The organism is Rhodopseudomonas boonkerdii (genome assembly GCF_021184025.1).
In the GTDB taxonomy this organism is placed as follows: Bacteria; Pseudomonadota; Alphaproteobacteria; order Rhizobiales; family Xanthobacteraceae; genus Tardiphaga; species Tardiphaga boonkerdii.
Genome location: NZ_CP036537.1, coordinates 3,660,345 through 3,682,428, shown reverse-complemented (window position 1 = coordinate 3,682,428; position 22,084 = coordinate 3,660,345). Strand labels below are relative to the sequence as shown.

General features: G+C 61.6%; 32 protein-coding genes. 30 read left to right on the top strand and 2 right to left on the bottom strand.

All coding sequences use genetic code 11. The features are described 5' to 3' along the window. Nucleotides 1-6 precede the first annotated feature (6 nt). From fusA to E0H22_RS16795, 30 genes are all read left to right on the top strand, one after another. Complete coding sequence (gene fusA / locus E0H22_RS16940; RefSeq protein WP_233022166.1) at nt 7-2,079, top strand: elongation factor G; 2,073 nt, start codon at nt 7-9, stop codon at nt 2,077-2,079. Between the two features lie 39 nt (nt 2,080-2,118). Continuing rightward, on the top strand, nt 2,119-3,309 hold the full coding sequence (gene tuf, locus E0H22_RS16935) for an elongation factor Tu (protein ID WP_233022165.1): 1,191 nt from the start codon (nt 2,119-2,121) through the stop codon (nt 3,307-3,309). An 86-nt stretch (nt 3,310-3,395) separates the two neighbouring features. Beyond that, complete coding sequence (rpsJ, locus tag E0H22_RS16930) at nt 3,396-3,704, top strand: 30S ribosomal protein S10 (RefSeq protein ID WP_013166261.1); 309 nt, start codon at nt 3,396-3,398, stop codon at nt 3,702-3,704. A 52-nt stretch (nt 3,705-3,756) separates the two neighbouring features. Continuing rightward, nucleotides 3,757-4,479 (top strand): 50S ribosomal protein L3, encoded by a 723-nt coding sequence (gene rplC, locus E0H22_RS16925; RefSeq protein ID WP_233022164.1) that lies wholly within the window; start codon nt 3,757-3,759, stop codon nt 4,477-4,479. 1 nt (nt 4,480) lies between these two features. Then, nucleotides 4,481-5,101 (top strand): 50S ribosomal protein L4, encoded by a 621-nt coding sequence (gene rplD, locus E0H22_RS16920; protein ID WP_233022163.1) that lies wholly within the window; start codon nt 4,481-4,483, stop codon nt 5,099-5,101. Continuing rightward, a complete protein-coding gene (locus E0H22_RS16915; protein WP_233022162.1) occupies nt 5,098-5,400 on the top strand; it encodes a 50S ribosomal protein L23 in 303 nt (100 codons plus the stop codon). Before rplD ends, E0H22_RS16915 begins: the two co-directional genes overlap by 4 nt. 12 nt (nt 5,401-5,412) lie before the next feature. Further along, a complete protein-coding gene (rplB, locus tag E0H22_RS16910; protein WP_233022161.1) occupies nt 5,413-6,246 on the top strand; it encodes a 50S ribosomal protein L2 in 834 nt (277 codons plus the stop codon). A 12-nt stretch (nt 6,247-6,258) separates the two neighbouring features. After that, on the top strand, nt 6,259-6,534 hold the full coding sequence (rpsS, locus tag E0H22_RS16905; RefSeq protein WP_233022160.1) for a 30S ribosomal protein S19: 276 nt from the start codon (nt 6,259-6,261) through the stop codon (nt 6,532-6,534). An 11-nt stretch (nt 6,535-6,545) separates the two neighbouring features. Next, on the top strand, nt 6,546-6,929 hold the full coding sequence (gene rplV / locus E0H22_RS16900) for a 50S ribosomal protein L22 (protein WP_233022159.1): 384 nt from the start codon (nt 6,546-6,548) through the stop codon (nt 6,927-6,929). Between the two features lie 15 nt (nt 6,930-6,944). Next, on the top strand, nt 6,945-7,643 hold the full coding sequence (gene rpsC, locus E0H22_RS16895) for a 30S ribosomal protein S3 (protein ID WP_233022158.1): 699 nt from the start codon (nt 6,945-6,947) through the stop codon (nt 7,641-7,643). Between the two features lie 32 nt (nt 7,644-7,675). After that, a complete protein-coding gene (rplP, locus tag E0H22_RS16890) occupies nt 7,676-8,089 on the top strand; it encodes a 50S ribosomal protein L16 (protein ID WP_211909023.1) in 414 nt (137 codons plus the stop codon). A 10-nt stretch (nt 8,090-8,099) separates the two neighbouring features. Beyond that, the gene (rpmC, locus tag E0H22_RS16885; RefSeq protein ID WP_211909022.1) at nt 8,100-8,309 is read left to right on the top strand and encodes a 50S ribosomal protein L29; all 210 of its coding nucleotides are present in this window, start codon (nt 8,100-8,102) and stop codon (nt 8,307-8,309) included. A 10-nt stretch (nt 8,310-8,319) separates the two neighbouring features. Next, a complete protein-coding gene (gene rpsQ, locus E0H22_RS16880) occupies nt 8,320-8,568 on the top strand; it encodes a 30S ribosomal protein S17 (protein WP_211909021.1) in 249 nt (82 codons plus the stop codon). A 39-nt stretch (nt 8,569-8,607) separates the two neighbouring features. Next, nucleotides 8,608-8,976: a 50S ribosomal protein L14 gene (gene rplN / locus E0H22_RS16875; RefSeq protein WP_211909020.1), complete on the top strand. Its 369-nt coding sequence runs from the start codon at nt 8,608-8,610 to the stop codon at nt 8,974-8,976. Next, nucleotides 8,976-9,284, top strand: a complete 309-nt coding sequence (gene rplX, locus E0H22_RS16870) for a 50S ribosomal protein L24 (RefSeq protein WP_233022157.1) — start codon at nt 8,976-8,978, stop codon at nt 9,282-9,284. The genes rplN and rplX overlap by 1 nt, the downstream gene beginning before the upstream one ends. Continuing rightward, nucleotides 9,284-9,844, top strand: coding sequence for a 50S ribosomal protein L5 (gene rplE / locus E0H22_RS16865; protein ID WP_233022156.1), 561 nt, complete (start codon nt 9,284-9,286; stop codon nt 9,842-9,844). Before rplX ends, rplE begins: the two co-directional genes overlap by 1 nt. 43 nt (nt 9,845-9,887) lie before the next feature. After that, nucleotides 9,888-10,193, top strand: a complete 306-nt coding sequence (rpsN, locus tag E0H22_RS16860) for a 30S ribosomal protein S14 (protein WP_233022155.1) — start codon at nt 9,888-9,890, stop codon at nt 10,191-10,193. 14 nt (nt 10,194-10,207) lie between these two features. Continuing rightward, a complete protein-coding gene (gene rpsH, locus E0H22_RS16855; protein ID WP_233022154.1) occupies nt 10,208-10,606 on the top strand; it encodes a 30S ribosomal protein S8 in 399 nt (132 codons plus the stop codon). Between the two features lie 13 nt (nt 10,607-10,619). Then, nucleotides 10,620-11,153 (top strand): 50S ribosomal protein L6, encoded by a 534-nt coding sequence (rplF, locus tag E0H22_RS16850; RefSeq protein ID WP_233022153.1) that lies wholly within the window; start codon nt 10,620-10,622, stop codon nt 11,151-11,153. 11 nt (nt 11,154-11,164) lie between these two features. Beyond that, on the top strand, nt 11,165-11,527 hold the full coding sequence (gene rplR, locus E0H22_RS16845; protein ID WP_233022152.1) for a 50S ribosomal protein L18: 363 nt from the start codon (nt 11,165-11,167) through the stop codon (nt 11,525-11,527). 65 nt (nt 11,528-11,592) lie between these two features. Further along, complete coding sequence (gene rpsE, locus E0H22_RS16840; RefSeq protein ID WP_233022151.1) at nt 11,593-12,165, top strand: 30S ribosomal protein S5; 573 nt, start codon at nt 11,593-11,595, stop codon at nt 12,163-12,165. A gap of 22 nt (nt 12,166-12,187) precedes the next feature. Continuing rightward, nucleotides 12,188-12,379, top strand: coding sequence for a 50S ribosomal protein L30 (rpmD, locus tag E0H22_RS16835; protein ID WP_211909012.1), 192 nt, complete (start codon nt 12,188-12,190; stop codon nt 12,377-12,379). A gap of 117 nt (nt 12,380-12,496) precedes the next feature. Further along, a complete protein-coding gene (gene rplO / locus E0H22_RS16830; RefSeq protein ID WP_233022150.1) occupies nt 12,497-12,985 on the top strand; it encodes a 50S ribosomal protein L15 in 489 nt (162 codons plus the stop codon). Between the two features lie 147 nt (nt 12,986-13,132). Then, nucleotides 13,133-14,464: a preprotein translocase subunit SecY gene (gene secY / locus E0H22_RS16825; protein ID WP_233022149.1), complete on the top strand. Its 1,332-nt coding sequence runs from the start codon at nt 13,133-13,135 to the stop codon at nt 14,462-14,464. Then, complete coding sequence (locus E0H22_RS16820; RefSeq protein ID WP_233022148.1) at nt 14,461-15,429, top strand: adenylate kinase; 969 nt, start codon at nt 14,461-14,463, stop codon at nt 15,427-15,429. Before secY ends, E0H22_RS16820 begins: the two co-directional genes overlap by 4 nt. A 180-nt stretch (nt 15,430-15,609) precedes the next feature. Further along, the gene (rpsM, locus tag E0H22_RS16815) at nt 15,610-15,978 is read left to right on the top strand and encodes a 30S ribosomal protein S13 (RefSeq protein ID WP_211909008.1); all 369 of its coding nucleotides are present in this window, start codon (nt 15,610-15,612) and stop codon (nt 15,976-15,978) included. A 122-nt stretch (nt 15,979-16,100) separates the two neighbouring features. Then, nucleotides 16,101-16,490, top strand: coding sequence for a 30S ribosomal protein S11 (gene rpsK, locus E0H22_RS16810; RefSeq protein ID WP_233022147.1), 390 nt, complete (start codon nt 16,101-16,103; stop codon nt 16,488-16,490). A gap of 105 nt (nt 16,491-16,595) precedes the next feature. Next, on the top strand, nt 16,596-17,627 hold the full coding sequence (locus E0H22_RS16805; RefSeq protein WP_233026404.1) for a DNA-directed RNA polymerase subunit alpha: 1,032 nt from the start codon (nt 16,596-16,598) through the stop codon (nt 17,625-17,627). A 119-nt stretch (nt 17,628-17,746) separates the two neighbouring features. Continuing rightward, nucleotides 17,747-18,163 (top strand): 50S ribosomal protein L17, encoded by a 417-nt coding sequence (gene rplQ, locus E0H22_RS16800; RefSeq protein WP_233022146.1) that lies wholly within the window; start codon nt 17,747-17,749, stop codon nt 18,161-18,163. 137 nt (nt 18,164-18,300) lie between these two features. Then, entirely contained in the window at nt 18,301-19,095 is a 795-nt protein-coding gene (locus tag E0H22_RS16795) for an SDR family NAD(P)-dependent oxidoreductase (protein WP_233022145.1), read from the top strand. Nucleotides 19,096-19,205: 110 nt separating this feature from the next. Here E0H22_RS16795 and E0H22_RS16790 read toward each other — a convergent pair whose 3' ends face one another. Then, the gene (locus tag E0H22_RS16790) at nt 19,206-20,645 is read right to left on the bottom strand and encodes an OprO/OprP family phosphate-selective porin (protein WP_233022144.1); all 1,440 of its coding nucleotides are present in this window, start codon (nt 20,643-20,645) and stop codon (nt 19,206-19,208) included. A gap of 362 nt (nt 20,646-21,007) precedes the next feature. Continuing rightward, nucleotides 21,008-22,021: a zinc-binding alcohol dehydrogenase family protein gene (locus tag E0H22_RS16785; protein ID WP_233022143.1), complete on the bottom strand. Its 1,014-nt coding sequence runs from the start codon at nt 22,019-22,021 to the stop codon at nt 21,008-21,010. Nucleotides 22,022-22,084 lie beyond the last annotated feature (63 nt).

Genomic DNA, 22,084 nt, shown 5'->3' with positions numbered 1-22,084 from the left:
ACGCACATGCCCCGCCAAAATGCCATCGAGGACTACCGTAATTTCGGTATCATGGCGCACATCGACGCTGGCAAGACCACGACGACCGAGCGCATCCTCTATTACACCGGCAAGAGCCACAAGATCGGCGAAGTGCACGAAGGTGCCGCGACGATGGACTGGATGGAGCAGGAGCAGGAGCGTGGCATCACGATCACCTCGGCTGCGACCACCGCCTATTGGAACGGCAAGCGCCTGAATATCATCGACACCCCCGGCCACGTCGACTTCACCATCGAAGTCGAGCGTTCGCTGCGCGTGCTCGACGGCGCCGTGTGCGTTCTCGACTCCAACCAGGGCGTCGAGCCGCAGACCGAAACCGTCTGGCGCCAGGGCGACAAGTACAAGGTTCCGCGGATCGTCTTCGCCAACAAGATGGATAAGACCGGCGCTGACTTCTACAAGTGCCTGCAGGACATCATTGATCGTCTCGGTGCGAAGCCGGTTGCGATCCAGCTGCCGATCGGCGCCGAGAACAACTTCAAGGGCCTCGTCGATCTCGTCACCATGAAGGGCATCGTCTGGAACGATGAATCCCTCGGTGCGAAGTTCGACTATGTCGATATTCCGGAAGACATGGTCGAGAAGGCCAAGGAATATCGCGAGAAGATGCTGGAAGCCGCCGTCGAGCTCGATGACGACGCCATGGCAGCTTACCTCGACGGCAACGAGCCGGATGAAGCGACGCTCAAGCGTCTGCTCCGCAAGGCCGTGCTGACCGGCGCTTTCTATCCCGTGCTCTGCGGCTCGGCCTTCAAGAACAAGGGCGTACAGCCGCTGCTCGACGCCGTCGTCGATTATCTGCCGTCGCCGCTCGACGTTCCGGCCATCAAGGGCCAGGACGAAGATGGCAACGAGGTCGTCCGCAAGGCTGACGACAAGGAGCCGCTGGCTCTGCTCGCGTTCAAGATCATGGACGACCCGTTCGTCGGCACCATCACCTTCTGCCGCATCTATTCGGGTGTTCTGCAGTCGGGCACCGGCGTCGTGAACTCGACCCGTGAGAAGAAAGAGCGTATCGGCCGCATGCTGCTGATGCATGCGAACAACCGTGAAGACATCAAGGAAGCCTATGCCGGCGACATCGTCGCGCTGGCCGGCCTCAAGGAAGCCCGTACCGGTGACACGCTGTGCGATCCGGAAAACCCGGTCATCCTCGAGCGCATGGAATTTCCGGAGCCGGTGATCGAAATCGCCATCGAGCCGAAGTCGAAGGCCGACCAGGAAAAGCTGGGCGTGGCTCTCGCCAAGCTCGCTGCGGAAGATCCGTCGTTCCGCGTGTCGACCGACCACGAGTCCGGCCAGACCATCCTGAAGGGCATGGGCGAACTCCATCTCGACATCAAGGTCGACATCCTGAAGCGTACCTACAAGGTCGATGCCAACATCGGCGCTCCGCAGGTGGCGTTCCGTGAGAAGATCACGAAGCGCGCCGAAGTCGACTACACCCACAAGAAGCAGACCGGTGGTACCGGCCAGTTCGCCCGCGTCAAGTTCGTGGTCGAGCCGGGCGAGCCGGGTTCGGGTTTCGTATTCGAGTCGAAGATCGTCGGTGGTGCGGTTCCGAAGGAATACATCCCGGGCGTCGAAAAGGGCCTCAACAGCGTGATGTCGTCGGGCGTGGTCGCGGGCTTCCCCGTGGTCGACGTTCACGTCCAGCTGGTGGACGGCGCTTACCACGACGTCGACTCGTCGGCGCTGGCGTTCGAAATCGCATCGCGTGCGGCTCTCCGTGACGCTCTGCAGAAGGGCAAGTCCGTTCTGCTCGAGCCGATCATGAAGGTCGAATGCGTGACGCCGGAAGACTACACCGGTTCGGTCATCGGCGATCTGAATTCCCGCCGTGGCCAGATCCAGGGCCAGGACATGCGCGGCAACGCCAACGTCATCAACGCGATGGTGCCGCTCATGAACATGTTCGGTTACGTGAACACGCTGCGCTCCATGAGCCAGGGTCGTGCAACGTTCTCGATGTCATTCGATCACTACGCTGAAGCGCCGGCAAACGTGTCGGCCGAAGTCCAGAAGAAGTTTGCCTGATCGTCGTAGGCGCAAGCTGACGACCCAAAGGAGAGAATCATGGCCAAAGCAAAATTTGAACGTACGAAACCGCACTGCAACATCGGGACGATCGGTCACGTTGACCACGGCAAGACGTCGTTGACGGCAGCGATCACGAAGGTGCTCGCGGAGACGGGCGGTGCGTCGTTCACCGCTTACGACCAGATCGACAAGGCGCCGGAAGAGAAGGCGCGCGGCATCACCATTTCGACGGCGCATGTGGAATACGAGACCGCGAACCGCCACTACGCCCACGTCGACTGCCCCGGCCACGCGGACTATGTGAAGAACATGATCACGGGCGCGGCGCAGATGGACGGCGCGATCCTGGTGGTGTCGGCGGCCGACGGCCCGATGCCGCAGACCCGCGAGCACATCCTGCTGGCCCGCCAGGTCGGCGTGCCGGCGCTGGTGGTGTTCCTGAACAAGTGCGACATGGTCGACGATCCGGAACTGCTCGAGCTCGTGGAAATGGAAGTCCGCGAACTGCTGTCGAAGTACGACTTCCCGGGCGACGACATTCCGATCGTCAAGGGTTCGGCGCTGGCCGCGCTCGAAGACTCGAACAAGGCGCTCGGCCACGACGCGATCCTCGAGCTGATGAAGAACGTCGACGCCTACATCCCGCAGCCGGAGCGTCCGGTGGACCAGCCGTTCCTGATGCCGGTGGAAGACGTGTTCTCGATCTCGGGCCGCGGCACCGTGGTGACCGGCCGTGTCGAACGCGGCATCGTCAAGGTGGGCGAGGAAATCGAGATCGTCGGCCTGAAGGCGACGCAGAAGACCACGGTCACGGGCGTGGAAATGTTCCGCAAGCTGCTCGATCAGGGCCAGGCGGGCGACAACATCGGCGCGCTGCTGCGCGGCACCAAGCGTGAAGACGTGGAGCGCGGCCAGGTGCTGTGCAAGCCGGGTTCGGTGAAGCCGCACACCAAGTTCAAGGCCGAGGCCTACATTCTGACGAAGGAAGAGGGTGGCCGTCACACGCCGTTCTTCACCAACTATCGTCCGCAGTTCTACTTCCGCACCACCGACGTGACCGGTGTGGTGCATCTGCCGGAAGGCACCGAGATGGTGATGCCGGGCGACAACATCGCCATGGAAGTGCACCTGATCGTGCCGATCGCGATGGAAGAGAAGCTGCGCTTCGCCATCCGCGAAGGCGGCCGCACCGTCGGTGCAGGCGTCGTCGCTAGCATCATCGAGTAAGGACGCGAACAGGACGTGGTGAGTAGCGGCGATCGCTACTCGCTGCTCGCTACCGACCATTCGCTTTCAGAGAAAGACACACGGCAATGAACGGCCAGAATATCCGCATTCGACTCAAGGCGTTCGACCATCGCATCCTCGATGCGTCGACCCGCGAGATCGTGAGCACTGCGAAGCGCACGGGTGCGCAGGTCCGCGGACCGATCCCGCTGCCCACGCGCATCGAGAAGTTCACGGTCAACCGTTCGCCGCACGTCGACAAGAAGAGCCGCGAACAGTTCGAGATGCGCACCCACAAGCGCCTTCTCGATATCGTCGATCCGACCCCGCAGACCGTCGATGCTTTGATGAAGCTCGACCTGGCCGCCGGTGTCGACGTCGAAATCAAGCTCTAAGATTTTTTAGTCCCGTCCGGTCAAACGGACAGAAAGAACAGGAAGCACGCCGATGCGCTCCGGAGTGATCGCACAGAAGGTCGGAATGACGCGGGTCTTTACAGAGGCCGGCGAGCATATCCCCGTGACCGTTCTGAAGCTTGGCAATTGCCAGGTGCTGGGTCATCGCACCACCGAGAAGAACGGCTATGTCGCTCTGCAGCTCGGTTCGGGCTCGCGTAAGACCGTCTATATGCCCAAGGCCGAGCGCGGCCAGTTCGCCGCTGCCAAGGTCGAACCGAAGCGCAAGGTCGCCGAGTTCCGCGTGTCCGAGGACGCGCTGCTCCCGGTCGGCGCCGAGATCCAGGCCGACCACTTCGTCGCCGGCCAGTTCGTCGACGTCACCGGCACCTCGGTCGGTAAGGGGTTCGCCGGCGGTATGAAGCGCTGGAACTTCGGCGGTTTGCGCGCCACGCACGGCGTGTCGGTGTCGCACCGTTCGATCGGTTCGACCGGTGGCCGTCAGGACCCGGGCAAGACCTTCAAGAACAAGAAGATGCCCGGCCACATGGGTGTCGATCGTATCACCACGCTGAACCTGCGCGTCGTTTCGACCGACGTGGAGCGTGGCCTGATCCTCGTCGAGGGTGCCGTTCCCGGCGCCAAGGGCGGCTGGATCTCGGTGCGCGACGCCGTCAAGAAGGAACTGCCGAAGGACGCGCCGAAGCCCGGCAAGTTCAAGCTGGCCGGTGAGGGCGCTGCTGAAGCACCTGCCGCCGAGCAGGAAGGAGCGTGAGATGAAGCTGAACGTCACCACGCTTGAGGGCAAGGACGCCGGTTCTGTCGAGCTGTCGGAAGCCATTTTCGGCCTCGACGTCCGCGCCGATCTGATCCAGCGCTGCGTCAACTGGCAGCTGGCCAAGCGCCAGGCCGGTACGCACAAGGCCAAGGGCCGCGCCGAAATCGCGCGCACCGGCAAGAAAATGTACAAGCAGAAGGGCACCGGCGGTGCTCGTCACGGCTCGGCCCGCGTGCCGCAGTTCCGTGGCGGTGGCCGCGCCTTCGGTCCGGTCGTGCGCTCGCATGCGTTCGATCTGCCGAAGAAGGTTCGCGCCCTCGCGCTCAAGCATGCCCTGTCGGCCAAGGCCAAGGACGGCTCGCTGATCGTTCTCGATCAGGCCGTGCTGGAAGCCGCCAAGACCAAGGCACTGCTCGGTCACTTCTCAGGCCTCGGCCTGACCAATGCGCTGATCATCGACGGCGCCGAGCTGAACAACGGGTTTGCGATCGCTGCGCGCAACATCCCGAACATCGACGTGCTGCCGATCCAGGGTATCAACGTCTATGACATCCTGCGTCGTCAGAAGCTTGTTCTGACCAAGGCAGCGCTCGATGCGTTGGAGGCGCGCTTCAAATGACGAAGAATATCGATCCGCGCCATTATGACGTGATCGTGGCCCCGGTGATTACCGAAAAGGCGACCACCGCGTCCGAGTTCAACAAGGTCGTGTTCAAGGTCGACGGCAAGGCCACCAAGCCGCAGATCAAGGAAGCCGTCGAAAAGCTGTTCGACGTCAAGGTGAAGAGCGTGAACACGCTGGTGCGCAAGGGCAAGGTCAAGGCCTTCCGCGGCACCTTCGGTTCGCAGTCTGATGTCAAGCGTGCGGTCGTCACCCTCGAAGAGGGCCACCGCATCGACGTCACGACCGGTCTGTAAGGGCAAACGAAGATGGCACTTAAGACATTCAATCCCACGACGCCGGGCCAGCGCCAGCTGGTCATGGTCGATCGTTCGGCCCTCTACAAGGGCAAGCCGGTCAAGACCCTGACCGAAGGCAAGAACTCGAACGGCGGTCGTAACAACACCGGCCGGATCACCGTGCGCTTTCGTGGCGGCGGCCACAAGAAGTCGTATCGTCTGGTCGATTTCAAGCGCACCAAGCTGGACGTTCCGGCGAAGGTCGAGCGTCTGGAATACGATCCGAACCGCACCGCGTTCATCGCGCTGATCAAGTATGAGGACGGCGAGCTGTCCTACATCCTGGCGCCGCAGCGTCTGGCGGTCGGCGACACCGTGGTGGCCGGCAACTATGTCGACGTGAAGCCGGGCAATGTCATGCCGCTGGGCAACATGCCGATCGGCACGATCGTGCATAACGTCGAGATGAAGATCGGCAAGGGCGGTCAGATCGCCCGTTCGGCTGGCACCTACGCCCAGCTGGTCGGCCGTGACCATGACTACGTGATCATCCGTCTGAACTCGGGCGAACAGCGCCTGGTTCACGGTCGTTGCACCGCCACCATCGGCGCTGTGTCGAATCCGGATCACATGAACACCTCGATCGGCAAGGCCGGTCGTACCCGTTGGCTTGGCTGGCGTCCGCATAACCGCGGCGTCGTCATGAACCCGATCGACCATCCGCATGGTGGTGGTGAAGGTCGTACCTCGGGTGGTCGCCATCCGGTGACCCCGTGGGGCAAGCCGACCAAGGGCAAGAAGACACGTTCGAACAAGTCGACTGACAAGTTCATTCTCATCAGCCGCCACAAGCGGAAGAAGTAAGGATCGCCGGACATGGTTCGTTCAGTCTGGAAAGGCCCGTTCGTTGAGGGTTCTCTGCTCAAGAAGGCAGATGCCGCGCGTTCGTCTGGCCGTCATGAAGTGATCAAGATCTGGAGCCGTCGCTCGACGATCCTGCCGCAGTTCGTCGGACTGACCTTCGGCGTCTACAATGGTCAGAAGCACGTTCCTGTCGCTGTCAGCGAGGAAATGGTGGGTCACAAGTTCGGCGAGTTCTCGCCGACCCGTACCTTCCATGGCCACGCCGGCGACAAGAAGTCCAAGAAGTAAGGCGCACAGCTATGAGCAAACCAAAGCGCGAACGGGTTCTCCCGGATAACGAAGCCAAGGCAATCGCCCGCATGCTGCGCGTCAGCCCGCAAAAGTTGAACTTGGTGGCGCAGATGATCCGTGGTCGAAAGGCCTCGGCAGCCCTCGCTGACCTGCAATTTTCGCGCAAGCGGATCGCAGTTGATGTAAAGAAGTGCCTCGAATCGGCGATCGCAAACGCCGAGAACAATCACGACCTCGACGTTGACGCGCTGATCGTCTCCGAGGCTCATGTTGGCAAGGGCATTGTCATGAAGCGTTTTTCGCCGCGCGGTCGTGGCCGTTCGGGGCGTATCTTTAAGCCGTTCGCGCAGCTGACGATCGTTGTTCGTCAGGTCGAAGCTGAAGCCGCGTAAGGGCAGGAGAGTAAGATGGGTCAGAAGATCAATCCAATCGGTCTGCGCCTCGGCATCAACCGTACCTGGGATTCTCGCTGGTATGCGGGCAAGAACGAGTACGGCAAGCTGCTGCACGAAGACATCAAGATCCGCGAGATCCTGCACAAGGAGCTCAAGCAGGCGGCCGTCGCCAAGATCATCATCGAGCGTCCGCACAAGAAGTGCCGCGTGACGATCCAGTCGGCGCGTCCGGGTGTCGTGATCGGCAAGAAGGGCGCTGACATCGACAAGCTTCGCAAGAAGGTTGCCGACATCACCTCGTCGGACGTCGTGATCAACATCGTCGAAATCCGCAAGCCGGAGCTCGACGCGACCCTGGTCGCCGAATCGATCGCGCAGCAGCTCGAGCGCCGCGTTGCGTTCCGCCGCGCCATGAAGCGCGCCGTTCAGTCCGCGATGCGTCTCGGCGCCGAGGGCATTCGTATCAACTGCTCGGGTCGTCTGGGCGGTGCTGAAATCGCACGTATGGAATGGTACCGCGAAGGTCGCGTGCCATTGCACACGCTGCGCGCCGACATCGATTACGGTGTGGGTACCGCGTTCACGACCTTCGGCACCTGCGGCGTCAAGGTCTGGATCTTCAAGGGTGAGATCCTCGAGCACGATCCGATGGCCCAGGACAAGCGTATGGCTGAAGGCGACTCCGGTCGTCCGCGCCGCGACGCTGCCTGAGCGTTAAATTATAGGGATTGAGGCGTTAAGCCATGATGCAACCAAAGAAGACCAAGTTCCGCAAGGCGCACAAGGGCCGTATCCACGGCGTTGCGTCGTCTGGCGCGACACTGGCTTACGGCCAGTTCGGCCTGAAGGCGATGGCCCCTGAGCGGATCACTGCCCGTCAGATCGAAGCTGCCCGCCGTGCACTGACCCGTCACATGAAGCGCGCCGGCCGCGTGTGGATCCGTATTTTCCCGGATCTTCCGGTGTCGAAGAAGCCTGCCGAAGTCCGCATGGGCTCGGGCAAGGGTTCGCCGGAATTGTGGGTGGCTCGCGTGAAGCCGGGCAAGCTGATTTTCGAGATCGACGGCGTGACGCCGCAGATCGCGAAGGAAGCGATGACGCTCGCCGCCGCCAAGCTGCCGATCAAGACGCGCTTCGTGTCGCGTATTGCCGAGTAAGGATTGAGCCATGGCTGAAATGAAGACCAGCGATATCCGCGCGATGAGCCAGGATCAGATGGACGACGCCGTCCTCAACCTGAAGAAAGAGCGCTTCAACCTGCGTTTCCAGCGTGCCACCGGGCAGCTGGAGAACACCTCGCGCCTGCGTGAAGCTCGCCGCGATATCGCACGTATCAAGACCATCGCCGCGCAGAAGCGCGACGGCAAGTCGAAGTAAGGGGCCGCACATGCCGAAACGTACTCTGCAGGGCGTGGTCGTCAGCGACAAGCAGGCGAAGACCATCGTGGTCCGCGTTGACCGTCGCTTTACCCACCCGATCTACAAGAAGACCATTCGCCGCTCGAAGAACTATCACGCGCACGACGAGAACAACCAGTTCAAGCCGGGCGACACCGTGTGGATCGAAGAGAGCAAGCCGATCTCGAAGTTGAAGCGCTGGACCGTGGTCCGGGGCGAACAGAAGACTACCGCTTAAAACGCGCTCAGCGCATCAGAAAGAGGACGAGGTGCATCAATGATTCAGATGCAGACCAACCTCGACGTGGCCGATAATTCAGGCGCACGCCGTGTCATGTGCATCAAGGTGATTGGTGGATCCAAGCGCCGTTATGCCTCCGTTGGCGACGTTATTGTCGTTTCGATCAAGGAAGCCATCCCGCGCGGGAAGGTGAAGAAGGGCGACGTCATGAAGGCCGTCGTGGTGCGTGTCCGCAAGGACATCCGCCGTCCGGACGGATCCGTCATCCGCTTCGATCGCAACGCCGCCGTGCTGATCAACAACCAGTCGGAGCCGGTCGGTACCCGTATCTTCGGGCCCGTGCCGCGTGAACTGCGTGCCAAGAACCACATGAAGATCATTTCGCTCGCGCCGGAGGTGCTGTAATGGCTGCCAAGATCCGCAAGGGTGACAAGGTCATCGTGCTGACCGGCCGCGACAAGGGTCGCACCGGCGAAGTGTTCGAAGTGCGCCCGACCGAGGGCAAGGCGCTGGTTCGCGGCGTCAACCTGGTCAAGCGTCACCAGAAGCAGACGCAGAACCAGGAAGGTGGGATCATCTCGAAAGAGGCGCCGATCCAGCTGTCCAACATTGCCATCGTCGATAAGGACGGCAAGGCGACCCGCGTTGGTTTCAAGATTCAGGCAGACGGCACCAAGGTGCGTGTCGCCAAGCGTTCGGGAGCAGAGATCTGATGTCTGAGACCGCTTACATTCCGCGTCTGCGTGCGCAGTATGATGAAAGCATTCGTGCCAAGCTGATCGAACAGTTCGGCTACGGGAACGTCATGCAGGTGCCGCGCCTGGACAAGGTCGTCCTCAACATGGGCGTTGGCGAAGCAGTCAACGACCGCAAGAAGGCCGAGACTGCCGCAGCTGATCTGTCGCTGATTGCCGGTCAGAAGGCGATGGTGACTTATTCCCGCATGGCCATCGCGACCTTCAAGCTGCGTGAAAACCAGCCGATCGGCGCCAAGGTGACCTTGCGCAAGACCAAGATGTACGAGTTCATCGATCGTCTGGTGAACGTCGCATTGCCGCGCGTCCGCGACTTCCGCGGTCTCAACGGCAAGAGCTTCGACGGCCGCGGCAACTACTCGCTCGGCCTCAAGGAGCACATCATTTTCCCGGAAATCGATTTCGATAAGGCCGGGGATTCGCCGCTGGGCATGGACATCACGGTGTGCACGACCGCACGCACGGATGACGAAGCCCGCGCTTTGTTGACCGCTTTCAATTTCCCGTTCCGGCAGTGAGCAGCTTTCGAGCTTCTCAAACGCGGTAACCCAGGAGCCAAGCATGGCAAAGAAGAGTTCAATCGAAAAGAACAACCGTCGGAAGAAGATGGCCGCCAACGCCGCGCCGAAGCGCGCGCGCCTCAAGGCCATCATCGCCGACAAGGACAAGCCGATGGAAGAGCGGTTCGCCGCCACCCTGAAGCTCGCCGAGATGCCGCGCAATTCGTCGGCTGTTCGTGTCCAGAATCGCTGCGAAGTGACTGGCCGTCCGCACTCGGTTTATCGTCTCAACAAGCTCAGCCGTATCGCGCTGCGTGAACTCGGCTCGAAGGGCCTGGTTCCCGGGCTCGTGAAGTCGAGCTGGTAAGGGGAGGGTCGCAGATGTCCACGCACGATCCGATCAGCGATCTCATCACCCGCATCCGCAACGCGCAGATGCGCACCAAGTCCAAGGTTTCGACCCCGGGCTCGAAGATGCGCGCCAACGTGCTCGAAGTTCTCAAGAGCGAAGGTTACATCCGTGACTTCGCCTCGATCGAGCATGCAAATGGCCGCTCCGAGCTCGAGATCGAGCTGAAGTATTTCGACGGCGAGCCGGTCATTCGCGAAATCGAGCGCGTGTCCAAGCCTGGTCGTCGCGTTTATGTCTCGGTGAAGAACCTGCCGCGCGTCCGCAATGGCCTCGGTATCTCGGTTCTGTCGACGCCGAAGGGGATCATGGCCGACCACGCCGCGCGTGACGCGAATGTGGGCGGCGAAGTCCTCTTCACGGTGTTCTGAGGAAGGATAGAACATGTCCCGTGTAGGCAAGAAGCCCGTCGCGATCGCCGCTGGCGTTACCGCGAATGTCGAAGGGCAGACCGTCAAGATGAAGGGCCCCAAGGGCGCTCTTCAGTTCGTTGTTCACGACGATGTCTCGGTCGAGATGAAGGACGGCAAGATCACCGTCGCTCCGCGCTCGGAAACCAAGCGCGCGCGTTCGCTGTACGGTACCGCTCGCGCCCAGATCAACAATCTGGTCGAAGGCGTCACCAAGGGCTTCGAGAAGAAGCTCGAGATCACCGGCGTCGGTTACCGCGCCGCGCTGCAGGGCAAGAACCTGCAGCTCGCGCTCGGTTACAGCCACGACGTGATCTACACGATCCCGGAAGGCATCACGATCACCGTGCCGAAGCCGACCGAGATCAACGTCGCCGGTATCGACTCGCAGCGCGTCGGTCAGGTTGCGGCTGAGATCCGCAGCTATCGCCCGCCGGAGCCCTATAAGGGCAAGGGCGTTCGTTATTCCGACGAATTTATCTTCCGCAAGGAAGGCAAGAAGAAGTAACGGAGCGGGTCATGTCGAAACTCAAGATTACGAATGCCCGGCGCAAGCAGCGCGTTCGTCTGGCCATTCGCCGCAACGCCAACGGTCGTCCGCGTCTGTCGGTGTTCCGTTCGTCGAAGCACATCTACGCGCAGGTCATCGACGACCTGAAGGGCGAGACGCTCGCTTCTGCCTCGTCGCTGGAGAAGGGTCTCCGCGACGGCGGCAAGACCGGTGCGGACATCGATGCGGCGCAGGTCGTCGGCAAGCTCCTCGCGGAGCGCGCCGTCAAGAATGGCGTCAAGGAAGTGATCTTCGACCGTGGTCAGTATCTATACCACGGCCGCGTCAAAGCGCTGGCAGATGCCGCTCGCGAAGGCGGGCTGAGCTTCTAAGCGTTTGGCATTCATCGATTTGAACGGACACAGAAGCGCAAGCTTCGCAAAGATTGGAAAACACCATGGCAGGTGAACGCGAACGCGGCGGACGCGACCGGGGCCCCCGGGAAGAGCGTGATAGCGAATTCGTCGACAAGCTCGTCCACATCAACCGTGTGGCGAAGGTCGTTAAGGGCGGTAAGCGTTTCGGCTTCGCCGCGCTGGTCGTCATCGGCGATCAGAAGGGCAGGGTCGGTTTCGGTCACGGTAAGGCCCGTGAAGTGCCGGAAGCGATCCGCAAGGCAACCGACAGCGCCAAGCGCAACCTGACGCGCGTCGCTCTGCGCGAAGGCCGTACGCTGCATCACGATATCGCTGGCCGCCATGGTGCGGGCCGCGTCTATCTGCGTGCAGCTCCGGCGGGTACCGGAATCATCGCCGGCGGTCCGATGCGCGCGGTGTTTGAAACGCTGGGTATCCAGGACGTGGTCGCCAAGTCGGTGGGCTCGTCGAATCCGTACAACATGGTCCGTGCGACATTCGACGCGCTGAAGCATCAGGATTCGCCGCGCTCGGTCGCCGCTCGTCGTAACCTCAAGGTTTCCACTCTGCAGTCGCGCCGCGTTGGCGCCGATGCGGAAGTGGTCGCCGAGTAAGCCTGACTTCGGAGTAATCACGATGGCCAAGGCCGCAAAGACCCTCAAGGTGGAGCAGATCGCCAGTGCGATCCGCCGTCACCACTCGCAGCGCTCGACCCTGGTCGGCCTGAAGCTCAACAAGATCGGCCGCGTGACCGAGCTTCAGGACACCCCTGAAGTTCGCGGCATGATCGCCAAGGTGCAGCACCTCGTCCGCGTGGTCGAGGACTAAGGACTTTCACGTCGTCTCAAGTCGGCCACACGGTTGCCGCAAGGATGACACTGCTCTTTCGGGTTCAAACGGCCATTTGCCGCTCCGAACGGGCAGGACGAAACAGGAAACAGAACGATGAAGCTCAGCGATATCGCCGATAACGCCGGCTCCCGTAAGAAGCGTATGCGCATCGGCCGCGGCATTGGCTCTGGCAAGGGCAAGACCGGCGGCCGCGGCGGCAAGGGCCAGACCGCACGTTCGGGCGTGCGCATCAAGGGCTTCGAAGGCGGTCAGATGCCTCTGCATCGCCGTCTGCCGAAGCGTGGCTTCAACAATATCTTCCGTCTCGACTTCGCCGAGATCAACCTGGATCGCCTCCAGGACGCGATCGACAGCAAGAAGCTCGATGCGTCGGCCACCATCACCGCGGCCTCGCTGGTCGAAGCCGGCGTGATCCGCCGCGCCAAGGACGGCATCCGCGTGCTCGGTCGTGGCGAGATCAAGGCCAAGCTGAATCTCGAAGTCGCCGGTGCGTCGAAGTCGGCCGTTGAGGCGATCGAGAAAGCTGGCGGCAAGGTGACCATCCTTGCGCCCGCCAAGGCCGAAGACGGCGAGGCGGCCTGAGACCTGCGCGCCGCCTGCGTCCGCGGGCGGCCTTGCACGGCACTCGGGTAGATTTTAGTAATGCCGAGCACCAAATAACGTCCGGCCTCGCCGGGTGTCTCGATTGCGCAGACACCCAGGTTCGAGAGGTGCGGGAGAAAGTCCGACATGGTCTCTGCAGCAGAGCAACTCGCCTCCAATCTCAATTTCGCCGCGCTCGGCAAAGCCGATGAACTGAAGAAGCGCATCTGGTTCACACTGGGTGCGCTGCTTGTTTATCGGCTCGGCACCTATATCCCGCTGCCCGGTATCGATCCGTCGGCATGGGAGCAGGTGTTCCGCCAGCAGGCCGGCGGCATCCTCGGCATGTTCAACATGTTCGCGGGCGGCGGCATCAATCGCATGGCGATTTTTGCGCTGAACATCATGCCGTATATTTCGGCATCGATCATCATCCAGCTTTTGACCACGGTGTCGCCGCAGCTCGAAGCGCTCAAGAAAGAGGGCGAAGCGGGCCGCAAGACGCTGAATCAGTACACCCGTTATCTGACCGTCATCCTGGCTGCCTTCCAGTCCTACGCCATCGCGGCAGGTCTGCAGAGCGCCGGCAATGTGGTCAGCGAACCCGGCCTGTTCTTCCTGATCTCGGCGTCAGTGACGCTTACCGGCGGCACCATGTTCCTGATGTGGCTCGGCGAGCAGATTACCTCGCGCGGCATCGGCAACGGCATCTCGCTGATCATTCTGGCCGGTATCGTGGCCGAGCTCCCGGCGGCGATCGCCAATATGCTCGAACTTGGCCGGCAGGGCGCGCTGTCCACCGGTCTGATCCTGGTCGTGATCGTGATGGCCGTCGTCGTGATCGCCTTCATCGTGTTCATGGAGCGCGCCCAACGTCGCCTCCTGATCCAGTATCCGAAGCGTCAGGTCGGCAACAAGATGTTCGAGGGCCAGTCCTCGCATCTGCCGCTGAAGCTGAACACGTCGGGCGTTATTCCGCCGATCTTCGCGTCGTCCCTGTTGCTGCTGCCGGCGACTATTGCCAGCTTCAATGCCGGCAAGGGCCCCGAGTGGTTCCAGATGCTGACGACCCAGCTCAGCCACGGCCGCCCGCTGTTTCTGGTGATGTATGTCTCGTTGATCGTGTTCTTCGCGTTCTTCTATACGGCGATCGTGTTCAATCCGACCGAGACCGCTGACAATCTGAAGAAGCATGGCGGCTTCATTCCGGGCATCCGTCCGGGCGAGCGGACTGCCGAGTATATCGACTATGTGCTGTCGCGCATTACCGTGGTCGGCGCCGCCTATCTCGCCGTCGTCTGCTTGATCCCCGAGATCATGATCTCCTATGCGGCCGTGCCGTTCTATTTCGGCGGCACCTCGCTGCTGATCGTGGTCAGCGTGACCATGGATACGGTTGCTCAGGTGCAGGGCTATTTGCTGGCGCACCAGTATGAAGGTTTGATCCGCAAGTCGAAGCTGAGGGGCCGGCGTAAATGAGACTTATTCTTCTCGGGCCGCCGGGGGCGGGCAAGGGAACACAGGCACAGCGTCTCGTGGCGCGTCACGGGATCGTGCAACTTTCCACGGGAGACATGCTCCGTGCCGCCGTGGCTGCCGAGACCGAGATCGGTCTCAAGGCCAAGGACATCATGGCCGCCGGCGGTCTGGTGCCTGACGAGGTGGTCATCGGGATCATTTCCGATCGCATCGAGCAGCCGGATGCCGCCAACGGCTTTATCCTCGACGGCTTCCCGCGCACCGTGCCGCAGGCTCAGGCGCTGGACGTGCTGTTGAAGTCCAAGGGCCTCAATCTCGACGCCGCCGTCGAACTGCGCGTCAATGAGGGCGCGCTGCTCGAACGCGTGGAAACCCGCGTCGCCGAGATGACGGCGCGCGGCGAGGCCGTACGTGCGGACGATACGCCGGAAGTGCTGTCCAAGCGTCTGGCTGCCTACCGTGCGTCCACCGAGCCGCTGATCGACTACTATTCCGAGAAGCGCAAGCTCGTGACCGTCAATGGCATGATGACCATTGATGAAGTGACGCTCGAGATCGACCGCGTGCTCGCGGCGATTCTCGATGACGCTGCAGCAAAGTCGCCCCGTAAGGCCGCCAAGAAGGCATCGGCCAAGAAAACCGCCACGCCGAAGACGGCTGGGAAGGCCAAGCCCGCCAAGAAGGCTCCGGCCGAAAAGGCAGCGAAGAAGGCTGCAAAGGCTCCGGCCAAGAAGGCCAAAGTCGCGAAAAAGGCTGCGGCCAAGAAGGCGGTGAAGGCGCCGAAAAAGGCCGCCAAGTCGGGTTCCAAGGTCGCCTCCAAGGCGAAAAGCACGAAATCCACCAAGAAATCCGTCAAAAAGGCGGCCAAAACGGTGAAAAAGGCGGTCAAGAAGGCCGCCAAAACAACCGCCAAGAAGTCAGGCAAGTCCGTGCGAAAGCTCGCGAAAAAGCGGGCCAAGCGCTAGGGGCGGTTGACGTACCAGAGTCGAGTCTCTAAATACGGCCCTCATCCAGTCGGAAGATTCCAGACGATGCCGGGCCCCACTGAGTTGAGGGACGGGCGTCGTATTCGCGTTTTGTGAATGCCCGCCCGACAGATTGAAGATAATGCCAGTTCATGATCGGCTGGTGACAGGAGAGAAGTTGTGGCCCGTATCGCCGGTGTAAACATCCCGACCAACAAGCGCGTTCTGATCGCGCTGCAGTATATCCATGGCATCGGCCAGAAGAATGCTGCCGATATCATCGAGAAGGTGAAGATCACCCCGGAGCGCCGCGTCAATCAGCTGAGCGACGCCGAGGTGCTCCAGATCCGTGAAGTCATCGACCGCGATTATCTGGTCGAGGGCGACCTCCGTCGTGAGACGGGCATGAACATCAAGCGTCTGATGGACCTCGGCTGCTATCGCGGCCTGCGTCATCGTCGCGGTCTGCCGGTTCGTGGCCAGCGCACGCATACCAATGCGCGCACCCGCAAGGGTCCGGCCAAGGCCATCGCAGGCAAGAAGAAGTAATTTAGCGCTCAGGGCGGGCAGGGAGTGGCGAAGCATTTTCGCTACTCCCTGTTCGTCGTTTGCATTTTCCCGGTGTAGCCGCTGGCACTACGGCGGCGTTGATATCTCTAGAAAGGTCTACAATGGCAAAGGAAGCCGCCCGCGTCCGTCGTCGCGAACGTAAGAACATCGCTTCGGGCATCGCGCATGTGAACTCGTCCTTCAACAACACCACCATCACCATCACCGATGCCCAGGGCAACACGATTGCCTGGTCTTCGGCCGGCACGATGGGCTTCAAGGGCTCGCGCAAGTCGACCCCGTATGCCGCGCAAGTCGCTGCTGAAGACGCGTCCAAGAAGGCGCAGGAACACGGCATGCGGACCCTGGAAGTCGAAGTCGGCGGTCCGGGTTCGGGTCGCGAATCGGCTCTCCGCGCGCTGCAGGCCGCAGGCTTCACCGTCACCTCGATCCGCGACGTGACTTCGATCCCGCATAACGGCTGCCGGCCGCGCAAGCGCCGCCGCGTTTAATCATTATCTATCTGGATTGCGGGGGGCGTGGCCGCCCGCAATCGCGTTCGACGTAGTTTTACGCGGACTTTCTCCGCGATCTCCAAGCCAGAGAATTCGATGGCCATGGGTGACCCAGTGACGATCCAGAAAAATTGGCAAGAGCTTATCCGCCCCAACAAGCTGCAGGTGACTCCGGGCAGCGATCCCTCGCGTTTCGCGACTCTCGTCGCCGAGCCGCTCGAGCGTGGTTTCGGTCAAACCCTCGGCAACGCGCTGCGCCGCATCCTGCTGTCGTCGTTGCAGGGCGCTGCCGTGCAGTCGGTGCACATCGATGGCGTGCTGCACGAGTTCTCCTCGATCGCCGGCGTGCGTGAAGACGTCACCGACATCGTGCTGAACGTCAAGGACATCTCGATCAAGATGCTCGGCGAAGGCCCGAAGCGCATGGTCGTGAAGAAGCAGGGGCCGGGCGTTGTCACCGCCGGCGATATCCAGACCGTTGGCGACATCACCGTTCTCAACCCTGAACTGCAGCTCTGCACTCTCGACGATGGCGCCGAGATCCGCATGGAGTTCACCGTGTCGGGTGGCAAGGGCTATGTCGCAGCCGAACACAACCGTCCGGAAGATGCGCCGATCGGCCTGATCCCGGTCGACAGCCTGTATTCGCCGGTTCGCAAGGTCAGCTACAAGGTCGAGAACACCCGTGAGGGCCAGATCCTCGACTACGACAAGCTCACCATGACCATCGAGACCAACGGCGCGCTGACGCCCGAGGACGCTGTGGCTTACGCCGCGCGCATCCTGCAGGACCAGCTCAACGTGTTCGTGAACTTCGAAGAGCCCCGCAAGGAAGTCGCTCAGGAAGTTATCCCGGATCTCGCCTTCAACCCCGCCTTCCTCAAGAAGGTGGACGAGCTCGAGCTTTCGGTGCGTTCGGCGAACTGCCTGAAGAACGACAACATCGTTTACATCGGCGACCTCGTGCAGAAGTCGGAAGCGGAAATGCTCCGTACCCCGAACTTCGGCCGCAAGTCGCTGAACGAAATCAAGGAAGTGCTGGCCCAGATGGGCCTGCATCTCGGCATGGAAGTGCCCGGTTGGCCGCCGGAGAATATCGACGAGCTGGCGAAGCGCTTCGAAGACCACTACTGAGCAAACGATTGAACGTGGCCGGGTTTGCCCGGTCATCGTTCTGGGCGAACGCAGGCGGCCCACCTGCAACATGATGTCCCGACGAACCGTCGCGGCAAACTGAATAGAGGACTACTTCAATGCGTCACGGCAAGGTTCATCGCAAACTCAACCGCACCGCTGAACACCGCAAGGCGATGTTCGCCAACATGTGCGCGTCGCTGATCAAGCACGAGCAGATCGTCACCACGCTTCCGAAGGCCAAGGAGCTCCGCCCGATCGTCGAGAAGCTCGTCACCCTCGGCAAGAAGGGTGGTCTCGACAAGCGTCGTCAGGCCATCAGCGAAATGAAGGACCAGGATCAGGTCCGTAAACTGTTCGACGTGCTGGCCAAGCGCTACGCTGATCGTCAGGGCGGCTACACCCGCATCATCAAGGCCGGCTTCCGCTATGGCGACAACGCCCCGATGGCGGTGATCGAGTTCGTCGATCGCGACGAAGACGCCAAGGGCAAGGATTCCGGTCCGGTGCAGGGCGGCGAGGCCGACGCAGCGTAAGCTGTAGAAGTATTGAGTTCGGAAAGCGGCGCCAGCGGGCGCCGCTTTTTATTTAGGCGCTCACCGCCGCGTGAGCATCATTGCGGCGCGATGGGGCAGTTCCGATATCAGTTCCATCCTCACTGATGGAGCATCCAATGCAGATCGATCTCACCGGTAAGACAGCACTCGTCACGGGCTCCACCGCAGGTATCGGCCTTGCGATCGCCAAAGGCCTCGCCGGCACCGGCGCCGAGGTCGTGGTCAACGGCCGCAGCCAAACCAAGGTGGACGCGGCGATCGCCGCTATCGGCAAGGCCGTCCCGGGTGCCAAAGTGAAGGGCGTCGCAGCCGATGTCTCGACCGCCGACGGCTGCAAGGCTCTCGTCTCTGCGCTGCCTGACGTCGACATCCTGATCAACAATGCCGGCATTTTTGAACCCAAGGACTTCTTCGACATTCCGGATGAAGACTGGGAGCGCTTCTTCGACGTCAATGTCATGTCGGGTGTGCGTCTGTCGCGCGCTTACATGCAGGGCATGCTGAAGCGAAACTGGGGCCGCATTGTTTTCATCTCCTCGGAATCCGGCCTCAATATCCCGAGTGAGATGATCCATTACGGCATGTCGAAAACGGCACAGCTCGCCATCTCGCGTGGCCTCGCCGAACTCACCAAGGGAACGGCGGTGACGGTGAACTCCGTGCTGCCGGGGCCGACCATGTCCGAAGGTGTCGAGACCTTCGTCAAAGATCTCGCCAGGCAGAACGGTCAGTCGCTCGATGAAGCCGCCTCGAACTTCGTCAAGCAGCACCGCTCGACGTCGCTGATCCAGCGCTTTGCCAGCGTCGAGGAGATTGCCAATATGGTGGTGTTCGTGAGCTCGAAGCAGGCGTCGGTGACCAATGGCGCGGCGCTGCGCGCCGAAGGCGGCATCGTCCAGACGATCGCGTGATCTTGAGAGAAGAATTGCCAAGGCAAAAGGCGGCGCCGGAGCGCCGCCTTTATTCATGGAGCGGCCGAGGGCATTCAGCCTCGCAGCCTGAAGATCGCCGGAGCTGATATTTACCAGGCGACCTGTGTGCGCATCGCGAACACGTCGTAGTCCGCGCCGGTATTCACGCCAGCCGTGTTGAACTTGTCGACGGTGCCGTGGATCCAGTTGAACATGAAACGGGTGTTGTTGTTGACGTACCAATTCAGGCCGACCGTGGTGTTTTTCAGTTCACCGCCGCGTACGCCGCCAGCATAGTCATTGAGGCTGGCATAGCTGTAGCGCACGGCCAGTTCCCACGCGCCGAGATCGCCGGTCGCGAAATTGACCGGACGGGCAGGGGAGACGCCGCCGAACGCGCCGGCCGACGACGAGTACTTGCGGGACTCGCCGGTCAGCACATAGCTGGCCTGACCGTAGCCGCCCTCGAAGTTGAGGTCGCCGAGGCCGTTGGTGCGCTGGACGCTGTAGTTGAAGTATTCGCCGGTCGCCAGGAAGCCGCCGTAACGGATGGCGCCTTCACCGCTCAGCACATGAGCGCTGTTGACGAAGTTCATGGTGCCGGTGTCGAGCAGCGCGTTGGTGGCGGGATCGATACGCACTTCGATGCGGTCGTTCATGCGCAGCGTGTTGTTGGTCGCACCGCCGGTCTGGGCGAGATAAAGGGCGTCGAAACCGAGCAGGACAGTGGTGCTGTCAGTGTTCACCGGCACGCCGACCGCGCGGAAGGTGGCGCCGAGCGGCTGCGGGATCGAGTGGTTCACGCCAGCACCGGTCGTCGGACCGGTGACGTAGGCGCCGACCCAGTAGTGCTTGTCGAACACCTGACCACCGAAGGCCGAGCGGAAGTCGCCGGCGGCGAGGTTGACGGCCAGCACCTGCGAAGCCGCGCGCTCCATGAACATGGAGTTATTCGAGCTGATAGATTCATCCAGCGTATACGGTACGTCGATATAGCCGCCCTGGATGACCATGCCCTTGATGCCCTTATAGGCGACCCAGGCATTGTTCAGCACGGCCTGGCCGTCGGTGGTGCCGCCGGCGTCGATGATGAGGCCGTATTCCCAGTCCTTGTTGTATGTGCCGATCAGGCCGAGGCGGGCGCGGCGCGCATTGATACCGTCATTCACGCTCTGCGGCGAAGTCGCTCCGGACTTCGGCGAGAACGAGTATGCGCCGGCGTCGAAGTGGAGACGGCCCGTGATCGCGACGCAGTTCATGCCATCGCCGGTGCAGAAGGTCGGACGGTTGCCCGGCATGGTCAGTGTGGCATCGACGAACGGCACGGCCTTCTTGTGCATGGCGGCGTTGGCATTGGCGAAGCTCGCCTGCTGCTTCTGCGTGGCATTGGCCTGCCTTTGGACGCTGTCGAGCTTCTTCTCGAGTGCGCGGAGCTGCGCCTTCAGCGCGGCGACGTCATCGTTGGTGGTTTGTGCGTGCGCTTGGCCCGACATGGCAAGCGCGCCGAGCACGGCGACGGTGCCCAAGAATTTGTTTGTCGTGAAAGACATAGATATCCCCATTATAGAAGGCAAAACCCGTCACGCCCCGCGAATTGCTGCGCAGGTGGTGATGCGTTCAGGCTGTGTTTTATGAACTTGCGGAACGAGCATGTCCGCCGGGCGTGCCAGCGAGAATCCCGTTCCGTGCAAGCGAGTCCTGGAGAACTCGCCGCATAACTAGGCGCGGTCTGTGACGGTTCTGCAAAATTGCTAACCCGCAGCGGGAGGAGCGCGCATGTGTCGCACCGTGACCACAGTTTGTTGATCGAAATGGCTATTTAAGTTAGCTAAATGAAAATGGCAGTGCACCTGCAGGTGTACTGCCGTTTTGGACGTGATCCTGTGCGTGGTCGTCGTTGCGCTTTCCGCGCTCACCAGCCTTCGAGCACGATCTTGCCATGCGACTTTCCGGATTCGAGCAGTGCATGCGCACGTTTGAGATTCGCCGCATTGATGGTGCCGAAGGTCTTGTCGAGTGTCGTGCGCAGGACGCCCTTGTCGATGAGGTCGGCGACATCGTCGAGAAGATGATGTTGCGCGATCATGTCGGGCGTCTGGAAGGACGAACGCGTGAACATCGACTCCCAGTGTACCGAGATCGCCTTGCCCTTGAAGGCGGCCATGTTGAACTCTGTGGGATCGTCGATCAGGCCGAACTTGCCTTGCGGCGCGATGATGTCGGCGAGGGCCTTGTAGTGCTGCTCGGTGCCGGTGAGGCTCGCCACAAGCGCGACGGGCGGCAGTTTCAGCGCGTCGATCTGTGGCTTGAGCGCCTTGCCGTGATCGATCACCGCATGAGCGCCGAGGTCTTCACACCATTTGACCGTCTCCGGCCGTGACGCGGTTGCGACAACGGTGAGCCCGGTGAGGCGGCGCGCGAGCTGGATCAGGATCGAACCGACGCCGCCGGCGCCGCCCATGATCAGCAGCGTACGCGGATCGAGGCTTTTGCCGGGTGCGACGCCGAGACGATCGAACAACAGTTCCCAGGCGGTGATGGCTGTGAGCGGCAAGGCTGCAGATTCCGCAAAGGAGAGGGAAGACGGCTTGCGCCCGACGATGCGCTCATCGACGAGATGGAACTCCGCATTGGTGCCCTGACGCTGGATCGAGCCGGCGTAGAACACGGCATCGCCGGGCTTGAACATGGTGACTTCGGGGCCGATCGCATCGACCACGCCGGCGGCGTCATAGCCAAGGATTTTGGTCTCGCCTGCGGGCGGCTGGGCACGCTTGCGGACCTTGAAATCGACCGGGTTGGCGGAGATCGCCCTCACCGCCACGCGGATGTCGCGGCCGGTCGGCTCCGGCTTGTCGACCTCGAAGTCGAACAGGGCCTGTGCATCGTCGATGGAAAGGGACTTGGTGTAGCCGACGGCCTTCATAGGGCACTCCTTGGGATGGGCATGACGCCAGTTCTAGCTGTCGTGGACAGGGACGAATTGCAA